A 14310-nucleotide genomic window follows, 5' to 3' on the forward strand; every position below is an offset into this window, starting at 1 on the left:
CCTTCTTTCATCTGAAAACCTTTAGAAAAAACTTACTTCATTATTAGCTTATTTTTTAATATAATAAGGTGTAGCACATGGATAATCCAGCATTTTCTTTAACTCATCATCCAATTTCATCAATGTTATAGACATTCCGCTCATGTCCATAGTAGTTGCATAAGGACCCACAAATGATCTGTATATCTTTATCTTTTTATCATCTAATATTTGAGCTACTCTCCTAAAACAAATATGCAAGTCCATTAACGGCGTAGCACCAAGGCTGTTAACAATGACTGCAACTTCATCTTCTGCGTTAAATGGTAAATCTGGTAAGATATGACTCATGATCTCATCTACCACTTTATCTGCATTCTGCAGTTTGCCTCTTCTTACTCCCGGTTCACCATGAATTCCCATTCCAATTTCCATTTCTCCATCGGCCAGTTCAAACATAGGCTTTCCTGTAGCCGGGTGGGTAGCCGAAGACAGAGCAACACCCATAGATCTGGTATTATCATTTGCTTTTGAAGCTGCAGCAACAACCTCATCCAAATCACCGCCCATAGCTGCTTTAGCCGCAGCAATTTTAAATACGAAGAAATCGCCGGCTACTCCCCTTCGATCTTTTATATTTTTAGATGAATATACATCGTCGGTAACAGTAACCGTTTCTACGCGAATACCGTCCTCTGCAGCAAGTTCTGCTCCCATGTCAAAATTCATCACATCTCCGGCATAATTACCATAAAGGTATATGCAGCCTCGACCGGCATCCACAGCTTTTACCGCATTATAGCATGCTTCGGGTGAAGGAGATGTATTAATATTTCCAATTACTGCAGCATCCGCAAAATTTTCACCAACATATCCCAAAAATAAAGGCTCATGACCCGAACCACCACCTATAATAACTCCTACCTTGTCTTTTACTGGGGCCAAATTGCTTACAACAACACGGCCATCGTTCTCATAGAGGTGAACATAATCATTGTGAGCTCTACAAAACCCTTCCAACATTTCTTCTACAACATCATAAGGATCATTTATTAACCTTCTCAACAATAACGCCTCCCTTTATTATATATTTGCCCTTCATCACAAATTATATTATCGACGGCAATTGGTGTCAAGCTAAATTTGGTAATATTCTTCTCTTTCTGAACAAATCGAACACCTATCTTAACACTGCAGCCTATATTTTTGTTTCCTGTTTTTTATAAGCACATAAAAAGCCAATATCTATTCTATTTTCATACCACTCGATATTCTGGTAAAAAAATGATATATTAAATATAGGAAATAGATTGACAAAACTTTTAGGAAAGGGGTAATCTTATGAAAATCAGAGAAATAATGAAGTCTCCGGTAATAGTAATAAGACCTGACGAGACTGTTGATAGGGCACTTGAAATTATGAACAAAGAAAAGGTAAACGGTACCCCCATTGTAGATGAAGATAATCGCCTGGTTGGAATGATTGTAAAAGCGGATATTTACCGTTTTTTGATGGATCCGGGCCATTATAAAAGCTGCCCCGTAGAATGGGTCATGACAAAAGAAGTTATAAAGGCGCATGCAGATGAGGAAATATTGGATGTTGCAAAGCGCCTGAGAGATTATAATATTATTGCATTACCTGTTGTAGAGGGCGACAATGATGAGGTTGTAGGCATTATCTCGTTTGAAGACATATTAGATTACTATATAATAGAGCAGCAAATGAATCAATACTAGTTTCAAGCAATAAACAAATCCTATAATCTGATACGGTTATTCTGTTTTCTTACTTCTCTTAATACAGTGCTTAATCTGCTATATCTATAAACTGGGTTGCGTATGCTTTACATCCAAAGTTATTACGCCCCCTTGCTAAGTTTCTCGTAGGTTTCAACTAGCATGTATTCCATGAGGGCATTTCTAAACTGTTCATCATCTAAAACGCGAGTGAAGAACGTTCGGTTCTGGTCCATTCTGTCAACTACCTTATTTATAAAGACTTTTTCAAAGGCAAGTCTAAAATCATCGATAGTATTTGTCTTAGCTTTTAGGACTAAGTCCTCGTCAGCGGCAAAATCTTCTTTAATCTGCTCTACTGACAGCTGATCTGCTTTTGTAAAATCAGTGCCAAAGCGCTCATTGAGGCGCTCAATGATGCTTGAAAGGTATTCTTTTTGGTTTTCGCGCACCTTTCCTCCCCCATACCTTGGCGGAGAAACCGGCACATTTTCATAATTTCCACCGAGCGAAATGCTTCCTTCAAATGTCTTTTTAGTTGTATAATACTCCAAAGCGATCTCATCTGCCAGATGAATAGTAGAACCCTTCTCCTTGCGCAGCTTTTTTAATAGATAAGTTAAATACACATACAGCTTGTGCAGCTCTACATCCTCAAAAGGCGTTATCTGAAGGATAAAAGAATAAAGCCTTACACACTTTGTTGCCTGGCTGCTAAAATCCTCCTTATGTTCTTCATCTAACTTTTTAAATCTTTCTACCGCCATATCTATAAGGCTATTTAATGCAGCTCTGTCTTTTGATGTCTTTTTTTCCTTAGGTTTAAAATATATATAAGCAAACTTATCCAGTTCTTCTTTAATATACACTCCGTAAGCATCCAGCATTGACTGAATATCATAGAGCAGATTAGGCTCTGTCACTTCTTCCACAATAGTAGCCTCATAATAAGGCTTAAAGGCTTCCTGAATATCCTCTGCCTTATTTACAAAGTCAAGCACAAAGGTATCTTCTTTTCCCGGACAAGTCCTGTTTAGCCTTGATAGAGTCTGAACAGCCTTAACCCCTGATAGCTTTTTATCCACATACATAGTATGCAGTAGCGGCTGGTCAAATCCTGTTTGGTATTTCTCTGCAACCAAAAGCACTTGATACTCATCAGTTGCAAAACGTTCCGGAAGCTCTGATTCTTTAAAGCCGTTCATATCGCTTTCCGTATATTCTATACCTTCATCTCTTACTATCCCCGAAAATGCTACTAATGTTTTTAGCCCTTTGTAGCCCTTCTTTTTGATGTATTCATCAAAGGCATGTTTGTAGCGAACCGCATGAAGCCTAGAACTTGTTACAACCATAGCCTTTGCCCTTCCCCCTATTTTATGGCTGGTCACATTTCTGAAATGTTCCACCATGATTTCAGTTTTTTGCGCAATATTGTGGGGATGAAGGCTTACATACCTTGTAAGAGCCTTCGTTGCTTTAGCTTTGTCAAAAGCAGGGTCATCTTCTATCTTTTTTGCTAATTTAAAATAGGTTTCATAAGTCACATAGTTTTGGAGCACATCTAAGATAAACCCCTCTTCAATAGCTTGTCTCATTGAATATAAATGGAAGGGATGAGGCAAGCCATCCTCGCCTATAGTTCCAAACATCTCCAGCGTTTTAGCTTTGGGCGTGGCGGTAAATGCAAAAAAGCTAATATTGGGCTGCCTTCCTCTTTTCTTTATTGTATTCAAGATTTCTTCTTCAGGATCGTATCCTTTGCCCTCTAGTTCTTCGTCAAGTCTTGCTGCTTCTTCAAGGCTGCTTGCCGACAGCACTTCTCGCAAAGAAGCCATATTTTCTCCTGCACTGCTTGAATGAGCCTCATCTATAATAACAGCATATTTGCGGTTTTCCAGTTCTCCCACTTTTTCAATTATAAAAGGAAATTTTTGCAAGGTAGAAATGATAATCCTCGTACCGCTCTTTAGCGCTTCAACCAACTGGTTGGAGTCCTTGTCTATTTTTTGAACAACCCCGTGCTTATGTTCAAGTTGATAAATGCTTTCCTGCAGCTGCTTGTCTAAAACTCTTCTGTCTGTAATAACGATTACCGAATCGAATACCGAATTATCATCATCGTCATGTAAATTAGCAAGTCGATGGGCAAGCCAAGAAATAGAGTTAGTCTTCCCTGATCCTGCGCTGTGCTGCACAAGATAATTCGTCCCTACTCCCTTTTCTCTTGCATCAGCTTCCAACTTTCTTACTACATCTAATTGATGGTATCTTGGAAATATGACTTTTTCTGAAATATAAGTTTTTCCGTCTATGTCTTTTTTCTCTTCAGTCTCAATAAATACAAACCTCTTTAGTATATCCATTAAGCTATCCTTTTGGAGTATCTTTTCCCAAAGATAAGCGGTTTTAAATCCATTAGGGTTATCCGGATTGCCTCTGCCCCCATCTTTCCCTTTATTAAAAGGTAAAAAGAAGGTCTTATCTCCTGCAAGCCTTGTCGTCATATAAACTTCCGAAGTATCTGCCGCAAAAAATACTATGGCTCTTTTTTTAAACTGAAAAAGCAGCTCATTAGGGTTTCTATCTTGCTTATACTGCATTATGGCATCTTCATAAGTCTGACCGGTAAAAGGATTTTTAAGTTCCAACACCACAGCAGGAAGACCATTGACACAGATGAGCATATCAATGCTATTTTCACTTTTTGTGCTATAGCGCACCTGCCTTGTAACAGATATGCGATTCTTTTCATAGAGCCTTACTATCTCCTCATTTAATTTGCTGGCAGGCTGAAAATAAGCAAGGTCCAAATACACACCATAGTCCTTAATTCCATGCCTTAACACATCGATCATGCCCCGATTGTTAAGCTCTCGGTTTAATCTGCTCAGTATCTTAAATCTGTGCTGGTCCTTGTAGATTTCCTTTAATTTATCCATCTTCTTAGGCTGAGTATCCTCTAAAAACTCAAAAAGAATCTTAGCATCAAGCGCAAACTCCCTATTATAGTCGGCAGGATTGCCCTTAATATAACCGGAATTTAAAAGATGCTCCTCAATATATTCCTCAAAACCTTTTTCCGAAAGCTCTACAGGAGTTCTAGCCAATTAACTCACCTCAAATGAACTAATTTTCATCATAGCTTTTTGCCTCACAAACTTTAATACTAAAAGGTTTTAAATCACCCATGTGCTTCACCTCACCTAACTAATAGCAGCATAATCTCTTACATCAATTTTGCCCGTCACCGCTTCAAAAATAAGGGATTGGCGATATTCTCTAAGTTTTTGGATTTGTAATTCTATCTCATTGGTTAATTGATTAATCCGCTTACTGCATTTATCAAGATATTCTACTATGTTTATTTGCTCTCTTACGCTTGGTAATACGCATTCTAAAACACCAATATCTGAAGCATTAACTGCCGGATAACTGACTCCTACTGACCTTCGAACAATTTCATTAACATATTTTTCTGATCTCATTAAATAAAATAAGTATTTTGGGACAATATTTGATAGTGGGGTCAATACTGCAAATCCTGTAGAACACACTAAGTTTGAGTGAACATTTTCAATAAATGCTATCGCTTTTAAATATGTTCGGACTGTAGATACTATTGTATTCCCTTCAGACACAACTCTTCTAGCTCTACTAGGTGCATCTTTAAAGCTCAAACTTTGAATTCCATTTATTTCGCCTACTGAGGTCACGCTGCCTATATCGATATAATCTATTTCGAAATCATCGTCCGTGTTTTCGCTTAGCGTCTTCTTATTAATTAAGGCTTCGTACTTTATTTTCGAAACTCTCCACCCCTCAGGTATCTCCCCTATCCACTCAATCCCCGAATCCTTCATCTTTACATTTGGGTTAAGACCTTTTGTTACTGCTTCGGTTATGACTGCCTGCCGCTTTTCCTGCAGTAGTTCAATCAGTTTTTCTTTATCAGCAATAAGGTCGTCGATTTCAGCTGTTTTTTGGTCGAGGAAGTTGGCGATGGATATTTGTTCGTCCGCTGGAGGTACAATTGCCGATAAATTATCTACATCTGCAACTGTTACCGCTTCAAATGTGCTGCCTTGTGAGTTAATAGAAAGTTCTTCTAAACTGACATTCATGCTATACCATAGATACTTTAAATGAACCTTCTGAGCTGTAATCGCGCATAAGCCTCTTCCTATGCCATATACTCTATCAGATATATTCATTTTGCCAACAGGAGCCCTTACAGAAAGAAGTATGTCATTTGCTTTTGAAAATTTATTAGCCGTATCGCAATAGATTTTAGGTTGGGGATACAGTTCGGTAAACTCTGCATTTCCTTGTAAAAATGGCAGCCCTCCTTCTTCAAGACTATATTCTTCCGATTTGGGTGATTGCCCCATTGTAATGCTACATATATATTTGAGTTTTGTAATCTTCCACCCCTCGGGTATCTCCCCTATCCACTCGATGCCGGAATCTTTGTATTTGTCATATCTTTTGAAGTTGCTCATTCGCCTATCACCTTTTGGAGTTTTTGCTGGATGCTTTTTTCAAGTTGTTTTATTTCTTCTAAGATTTCCTCGGAAGGTCTTAGTGGTTCATATTTATAAAAATGTCGTGTGAAAGGGATTTCGTACCCTATTTTTGTCTTGGATTCATCTATCCAGGCATCTGGCACATGGGGTTTTACTTCCCGTTCAAAGTAATCATGTATATCTTCTTTTAAAGGTACATTTTCCGTATCTCTCAAATCCGGATCCGGTTCAGGATTTCCTTTAGCATCTAGACAGATATCTGCTGTTTCATCTTTCTCTGATAAGGCTGAAATAATAGCTTTAAGCAGTGCATTATCAAGCTTTACATCGCTATGTTTGAAGGCTTTTTTAAGCTCTTTTGTAAATACCTCTCTATTTTTATACATAATATCAGAATTCATAGTTTTCAGTACCGCTATAATCTGCTGCTGCAGTTTCTTGCCTTCTTCTATTTCGCGAAGACCTGCCGTACCTTTTTTCTTAGATTCGGCAAGTTTTTGAAAGGCTCTTTCATTGTAGAGGTTGTTTATCCTCTCCTCGGTTACTTGAAAGTTTAGTCTTAAAGGTCTTTCTACAACTATCTTCCGGTAGCCAAAGTCTTCGTTATCAAAAATTTTGCAGTATTCGTTTTCCTTAAATTCTCCGTATATCCGCGTAATTTCCTCTATCTGTTCTTCGCTGATTTCATTTCTCTTGTTGCCGAGGCTTTTTCTCATCTTCTGGTAAAAGTCTACTGCATTGACTAGCTGTATTTTCCCTGCTCTTGCAGGTCCTTTCATTAAATCATTGTTTTTGCGGTTGGTTACTATCCAAATATAGGTAGAAATGCCTGTATTATAAAACAGCTGATCAGGTAGAGCAATAATTCCTTCCAGCATATCATTTTCAATTATCCAGCGCCTTATTTCTGATTCCCCCGAACCTGCATCTCCTGTGAACAAGGGTGAGCCGTTGAATATAATGGCAATGCGGCTGCCCTTTTCATCTTGCTTCATCTTTGATATTAAATGCTGCAGGAACAAAAGAGAACCATCTGATATCCTGGGAAGACCTGCACCAAATCTGCCGTCAAACCCTTCTTTTTCATATTCTTCACGGATAAACTTTTCTGCTTTCTTCCATTCTACCCCAAAAGGGGGATTTGTCAGCATATATCTAAATGTTTTACCCTTGTGCCCATCTTCTGTAAAACTGTCACCTAAAATAATGTTGTCTGCATCCTGCCCCTTTATGAGCATATCAGATTTGCAAATGCTGTAGGATTGTGGATTTATCTCTTGACCGAATAATTCCACCTGTATGCCCGGGTTTAGTTCTTTCAAATATTGCTCGGTAACCGAGAGCATACCGCCGGTACCGGCACAACAATCATAGACAGTTACGACAAGACCTGGAGTTGTCAAACTTTCCTTATCCTCATTTAAAAGTATATTTACCATAAGCCTTATAACTTCTCGAGGCGTATAGTGATCACCAGCTTCAGCATGTTCAGAAAATCTTCTTATAAGCTCCTCGAATATATAGCCCATCTCCATATTGCTTACCGCATCGGGATGTAAATCTATCTTATTAAACTCAGATACAATAAGATAGAGCAGGTTATTATCATTAAGTTTTGTAATCTGCTTGTCAAAATCAAAATATTCTATGATTTCTCTGGCATTCTTTGAAAACCCGTTAACATAGTTTCTTAAATTGCTTGCGATGTTATCAGGGTCTGCCAGTAATTTTTCAAAATCATATTTGCTTGTATTGTTAAATTTCTGTTTCGATATTTTATTCAAAACAGGGTCCATATTTTGAAGTCCTGTTTCCTTCAAAGCTTCATATGCTTTCAATACTTCTTCCTTAGTTTCTGCCAAAACACAATCGAATCTTCTAAGGACAGCCATCGGGAGAATCACATCTCCATACTGCTCTTTTTTGTAAGGACCTCTTAAAAGTTCCGCTATGGTCCATATAAAATTAACCTTGTCTTGAAAGTTGGTCAAATATATCACTCCTGCTGCATGTATTATCGATTTTCAATTTCAACTTATCAGATTAGACATAAGTATATACAGAATTATATCAAGCCATATGTTAATATTCTATATTTTTTCGAGTTTTCCTTTACCGATGCTCGTAATAGAAGTTTTAAAGTAATCTATGAATGCACACATATAAAAGAGCTACAAACAAATAATCAAGTTTGTAGCTCTTTTAAATATCATTATATTTTTATTGGTTATTTTTGTTCCCTGTCAATTAGCTATTCCTCTTTTGTCATTCTATTCATTAAAAATACAATAAACATACTTAATGTTCCGGCAAGCAACATAGCAAAAAATGTGCTTAAAAACGAGCCATAATAATCATATAAGTAGCCTGAAATAGTTCCTCCAAATGATGCAAATAACAAATTCAGATTGATAAATGCCAGATTCTCAGAATAATGAAGTTCTCCATACTCAGAATAGACAAATGCCGAATTTGTCGGTGTTATTCCTCCATAAGAAAAACCTGCTGTGATAAATGCAATAATCATAAAGATAAACGAGTTCTTCAGCTGAGCTAAAATTAGAGTTACTACAGCAACTAAAAATATAATTGTAATTAAGAGCATTGTTTTCTTTCTTCCAATTCGATCATAAATAGCCCCAAAAAATATTCTTCCAACACCATTGAATATTGAAATAAGGCCAACAATAAAAGCAATTGTTTCTGATGAGTAATTATTAGCAATTATTCCTGCAAAAGATCTGGCTTGAGCAATAAGTGCAAGCCCTGATGCGCTCAATAATACCGCCCAAAGGAAATAAAGCCAAAATAAGCCCTTAGTGAACATCTGAAAAGGAGGGGTATCATCGTTTGAGTCATTTATTTCTATATTTGTACCATCTTGTAAGGGTTTCTTTTTAAGAAATATTGCTGAAAGGCAACAAACTAAAGCAATTAAAATCCCAAATTCTATAAATGTATTTCTCCATGCACCAATCTGATCCTGCGTACATGCCGTATAGACATATCCTAAAATCATACTTCCAAATCCAAAACCCATTAAGAGAACTCCCGAGATAAGCCCCTGACAATCTTGAAACCACGGAATTACCACACTCATTACAGTATTGTACGCCAAGCCAGAAGCTAGTCCTGCTAACACTCCGTATGTAAAATATAAAGCAGATATTTCTTTTACTCTTGAAGATGCTATAAAGCCTAAAGCAAATAAAATCCCCGACGCCAGTAAAATAATTTTGGGAGAAGTCCGCTTTTGAAGAATTCCACCCAAAATTCCACCTAGGCAAAAAGAAATCATGCATAAAGTAAATGTAAAAGAAAGTTTTGTTGCAGAAATCTCTGCGAATTCTCTTCCAATAGGTTCGCTTAAAACAGGCCATGCATAGACAACTCCGGCAAGGAGCATGACAATAACTCCAACAATAACATATTGATTTCTCTTCTCCATTGGACACCTCCCTTTATGTTTTTTACATTAAGCAAAACTATTCAAAGTCAAAGTCCTCTTCAATTTGGCGTGCAACTTCTTCTTTTCTCATTACTCGCAGAGCACCCAGTGCAAGAGCCTGCATCTCAAATTCGCCAGGATATGTTGAAACCGGCGCTATATACTGGACATACTCTTTAATCCAATCAGTTAGTATCTTAGAGTATGCAATTCCTCCAGTCAATAAAATTGCATCTATTTTCCCTTTCTCCACGGTTGCAAGAGCTCCAATTGCCTTTGCAACTTGATAGGCTAATGCTTGGTAAACGATTTTGGCTTCAGGGTCGCCTTTTACAACAAGACTTTCGACTTTTCTAGCATCGTTTGTTCCAAGATAAGATACAAACCCTCCTGCTCCGCTCTCATACTTTTGAAGTTTTTCTATACCTTCCTCATTGCATATATCTATACAAATAAGTACTTGCAGGCCTCCGGCTCTCTCAGGAGAAAAAGGACCTTCCTCGGCGGTAACTACATCTATGACTTTTCCGCCCTTCTGAATATTAACCGAGATTCCTCCTCCAAGGTGTACTACAATCAGTGTAGACTCTGTATAATCAAGATTTTTTTCCATACAATATCTTCTTGCAACCGCCCGAGTGTTTAGCACATGGCTATAACTTTTTCTATTTCTACCTTTTATTCCTGAAAGATGGGCAATCTCCGATAATTCATCTACCGCAACTGAGTCATATATATATGCCGGAATGTTTCCGGGCTTAGCTATTTTATGCGCTATGAGCGCTCCCAGATTCGATGCGTGAAGGCTCGAAGGATGGTAGCGTAGCGTTTCGACCAGCTTGTCATCGATCACATAAGCTCCTGAATGAACAGGCGGGAGCATTCCTCCACGAGAAACAATAACATCTATATTCGACTCTGAAAAGCCATGCTTTTCAAGAAAAGTTACTACCTGCCAATAGCGCATATCTAACTGGTCATAAATTGTTTTATATTTCTTGAGCTCTTCGAGTTTTATAGGAATATTTTCCACAAAAAGTTCTCGCTCATCTTCATATATTGCAACCTTAGTCGAGGTAGAGCCTGGATTTATCACTAATATCTTCATAGTAACCTCCTACTGGTCAATTAGGGAAGCAAGGGCAGTAGATAAAAACTTTTCCTCTGCGGTAGAGCTTCGAGATGTTAAAATTATTGGGCATTGGGCTCCTACAACGAAACCTGCCATTTTTCCACCTGCCGCATATACTAATGACTTTCCTAATACATTGCCAACTGTGATATTTGGGACAAGAAGAACATCAGCATCTCCCGCAATTAGACTTTCATAGTTCTTAAGCTTTGCCGCTTCTCTGCAATAAGCTATGTCAAAAGAGATAGGACCTTCTATGATACAACCCTTTATGATTCCATCCTGATTTCTCCTCTTAAGCTCTTCTGCATCAACCGACTCCGGCATCTTGGGATTTACTTTTTCAACTGCTGCAAGACATGCTATCTTAGGTTCATCATATCCAAGCTTCTTTAAAATATCGACTGAATTTTCTATGATCATTTGTTTTTGATTAACATCGGGATAAAGATTCATGCCTCCATCAGTCGTAATCAGAAGCTTATGATATGTACTGATTTCATTAAAAGCAATGTGGCTCATTAGTTTTCCGATTCCTAAACCCTCTTCTTTGTTAACAACTGCTTTCAAAAGTGCTGAAGTTTCTATATGGCCCTTTATGATAAAATCTACATCTTTATTTCTCGCAAGCCTTACTCCCAAAAGTGCTGCCTCTGCAGAATCGGGAATATCATATATCTCATAAGCTTTTTTAGCGTTCAATTGTTCTAATATAACTTCAATATTTCTTCTTTCCCCTATAAAAACTGGAGTTGCAAGCCCTTTTTCCTCAGCTGCAAGAGAAGCTGTAATTGATGCTTCATCTGCTGCAACTATGGCACATCGTTTGCGCTTAGGTAGTTTTCCTACTCGATTTATAACCTCATCAAAATTTTTTAAAATCATAATGCTTTTCGCCTCGCTAGATTAATTCTTGACCTTTATCAAAGGCTCTTTTATTAATTTCGATGAATTTTTCTTTAACTGTTCGCGCAATAATGGCCTTCCAGTCAATCTGGGTAAGATTCATGAATTTTGCCAGTGCCCCAAACATAACCATATTTGCAACTTTTTCATTTCCTAACTGACAAGCAATCTCTGTTGCATTAATGACACGGACATCTGCATATAGTTTCAGTATATCAATAATATTACTGGGATAAACAGCCTTTCCTGCCAATACCGGTGCTGGCGGTAGTTCTACATCATTTACAAGGACCTTTCCGTTGGTCTTTAAGAAATTTAAATATCTAAGTGCTTCCATCTTTTCAAAAGAAACAATAATATCAGCCTGTCCTTCTCCGATAATCGGAGACATTACTTCATCTCCGAAACGCACATGTGTAGACACGCTTCCGCCTCTTTGCGCCATTCCGTGAATTTCAGACATCTTAATATCATATCCGGCTTCGATCAAACCACTAGTTAGGACGTTACTTGCTAAAACAATTCCCTGGCCTCCAACTCCAACCAATAAAATATTTGTCACTGCCATGCCTATTACTCTCCTTTTTCATGAATTGCATTGACCGGACAGACTTGTGCACACACACTGCACCCTATGCATTGCGCTTGATCAATGTACGACTTTTTGTTGTTCATGCTAAAATTTATCGCGGGGCATCCCGTTCTTGTGCAAGCCCTGCATCCGTTGCAAATTTCTTCGTCAACTTCATACTTTTTGTTAAGACCTCCAAATATTTCAATATCTTCCTTGGAGTATTTTTTTAAAGCGCAAGGGTATCTTGCAATAATAACACTAGCTTCATTAAGATTTAGAGCCCACTGAATGGTTTCTTTTGTTTCTTTAAGATTATGCGGGTTAAAAGTTCGAATATTATTGCATCCGAGAGCCCGAACTACGTCTTCGATTTGAATTGCAGTGGTAGTATGTCCGCCTGCGGTATACCCTGTTCCTGGATTTTCTTGATGTCCAGTCATCGCAGTAGTTCTATTATCGAGAACTGCTGTAATTAGATTGCTTCCGTTATATAATGCATTTTCAACTCCATTCAGTCCTGTAGCAAAGAAAGTTGAGTCACCCATTACAGCAACTACTCGTTTCCCTTCTTCCTTTTTATTAAAGATTGTCTGTGCACCATGTCCCGTGCCGGCACTTCCTCCCATACAAATACATGTGTCCTTTGCATTAAGAGGTTCTGAACCGCCTAAGCCGTAGCACCCTATATCCGAAGCAATCATAATATTCTTAACCTTGCCAAGTTCATAAAAGAAACCCCTATGAGGGCATCCGGCACAAAGCATAGGTGGTCGATCAATTAGATTCTTGGAATCGACTTTAATTATTTCTGTTTTTTTACCCAACAGTACCTCTGCAATGATATTAGGAGTTAATTCGTTAATATTCGGAATCTTTTCCTTGCCTATACAGGAAATACCGGCCGCCTTTAATTGATTTTCGAGGTATGGATCTAATTCTTCAATTACGTATAGTGTATTAACCTCTTGAGCAAATTTTGCAATTTTTTTAAGTGGAAGCGGATATGTAAAGCCTAGTTTAAAGTATGAAGCTTTATTACCAAAGACTTCCTTAGCGTAATTATAAGATACGCCCGAAGTGATGATGCCTATATTTTTATCATTCCATTCAATAAAATTATAAGGAGATTCCTCGGAATACTCTGCCAGTAATTTTAGTCTGGCCTCAAGGTCGATACGTAATTTTTTAGACAAAGCAGGCACTGCATCAAATCGGCTTCTTCCCATTTCGCGATTATAATCTTTAATCTTGACTTCTTTTCTCTCGCCATACTTAACCAGACTTTTGCTGTGATTAACTCTGGTTGTGGTTCGAATCATTATTGTCGTATTGTACTTCTCACTCAGTTCAAATGCATCTCTTGACATCTCATAACATTCTTGGCTGTTTGACGGTTCCAACATTGCAATCTTAGCGAAAGGAGCATAATTTCTATTGTCTTGTTCATTTTGTGACGAATGCATACCAGGGTCGTCTGCAGAAACAAAGACAAATCCTCCATTTACCCCCATATAGGCATAAGTAAATAGTGGATCTGCTCCTACATTCAATCCGACATGCTTCATTGCGGCAAATGCTCTTCCTCCTGCAATGGAAGCACCTATTGCAGCTTCCATTGCTACTTTTTCATTAGGTGCCCATTCTGATTTTACCTCTTTATATTTAATGAGGTTTTCTAAAATTTCTGTGCTCGGAGTTCCAGGATAGGCAGATGCAAAATGACAACCGCCCTCGTATACACCGCGAGCAATAGCTTCATTTCCCGTCATTAATTGTTTCATATCTATTCCCTTTCCATTCGTTTTTAATTTCTAACATTTTTTAATATGTTTCATCTACCTTTTTAATTTTCAATCCATAATTTTAGATTCCAACCCTCTTACCTATAAGGCAATGGCCATTGTCTATTTTAATAATAACAAATTCGTAGGCGCATGTCAACATTTTGTTTATTTATTAATATATTTCAACTTATTGTTTGTATTATTGGCTTGCTCAGCTTTGC

At 37.8% G+C, this 14310-nt stretch carries 10 protein-coding genes; 1 reads left to right on the forward strand and 9 read right to left on the reverse strand.

The genetic code is table 11. From position 1 onward, the window contains the following. Positions 1-48 precede the first annotated feature (48 nt). On the reverse strand, positions 49-1044 hold the full coding sequence (locus TEPIRE1_RS11075) for a dihydroxyacetone kinase subunit DhaK (RefSeq protein ID WP_013779262.1): 996 nt from the start codon (positions 1042-1044) through the stop codon (positions 49-51). A 276-nt stretch (positions 1045-1320) separates the two neighbouring features. Here TEPIRE1_RS11075 and TEPIRE1_RS11080 point away from each other — a divergent pair, with 276 nt between their 5' ends. Next, entirely contained in the window at positions 1321-1719 is a 399-nt protein-coding gene (locus TEPIRE1_RS11080; protein WP_013779263.1) for a CBS domain-containing protein, read from the forward strand. A gap of 122 nt (positions 1720-1841) precedes the next feature. Here TEPIRE1_RS11080 and TEPIRE1_RS11085 read toward each other — a convergent pair whose 3' ends face one another. From TEPIRE1_RS11085 to iorA, 8 genes are all read right to left on the reverse strand, one after another. Further along, on the reverse strand, positions 1842-4829 hold the full coding sequence (locus TEPIRE1_RS11085) for a type I restriction endonuclease subunit R (RefSeq protein WP_013779264.1): 2988 nt from the start codon (positions 4827-4829) through the stop codon (positions 1842-1844). Between the two features lie 96 nt (positions 4830-4925). Then, on the reverse strand, positions 4926-6221 hold the full coding sequence (locus tag TEPIRE1_RS11090; protein WP_013779265.1) for a restriction endonuclease subunit S: 1296 nt from the start codon (positions 6219-6221) through the stop codon (positions 4926-4928). Beyond that, positions 6218-8236, reverse strand: a complete 2019-nt coding sequence (locus TEPIRE1_RS11095; protein WP_013779266.1) for a type I restriction-modification system subunit M — start codon at positions 8234-8236, stop codon at positions 6218-6220. Before TEPIRE1_RS11095 ends, TEPIRE1_RS11090 begins: the two co-directional genes overlap by 4 nt. Before the next feature lie 260 nt (positions 8237-8496). After that, positions 8497-9693 (reverse strand): MFS transporter, encoded by a 1197-nt coding sequence (locus tag TEPIRE1_RS11100; protein WP_013779267.1) that lies wholly within the window; start codon positions 9691-9693, stop codon positions 8497-8499. Positions 9694-9730: 37 nt separating this feature from the next. Continuing rightward, positions 9731-10801 (reverse strand): butyrate kinase, encoded by a 1071-nt coding sequence (gene buk, locus TEPIRE1_RS11105; protein WP_013779268.1) that lies wholly within the window; start codon positions 10799-10801, stop codon positions 9731-9733. 9 nt (positions 10802-10810) lie between these two features. Then, on the reverse strand, positions 10811-11710 hold the full coding sequence (locus TEPIRE1_RS11110; RefSeq protein WP_013779269.1) for a phosphate acyltransferase: 900 nt from the start codon (positions 11708-11710) through the stop codon (positions 10811-10813). A gap of 16 nt (positions 11711-11726) precedes the next feature. Further along, positions 11727-12299, reverse strand: coding sequence for an indolepyruvate oxidoreductase subunit beta (locus tag TEPIRE1_RS11115; protein WP_013779270.1), 573 nt, complete (start codon positions 12297-12299; stop codon positions 11727-11729). A gap of 5 nt (positions 12300-12304) precedes the next feature. Next, positions 12305-14086: an indolepyruvate ferredoxin oxidoreductase subunit alpha gene (gene iorA, locus TEPIRE1_RS11120; RefSeq protein WP_013779271.1), complete on the reverse strand. Its 1782-nt coding sequence runs from the start codon at positions 14084-14086 to the stop codon at positions 12305-12307. Between the last annotated feature and the right edge of the window lie 224 nt (positions 14087-14310).

The sequence above is a fragment of the Tepidanaerobacter acetatoxydans Re1 genome (genome assembly GCF_000328765.2).
Classification (GTDB): Bacteria; Bacillota; Thermosediminibacteria; order Thermosediminibacterales; family Tepidanaerobacteraceae; genus Tepidanaerobacter; species Tepidanaerobacter acetatoxydans.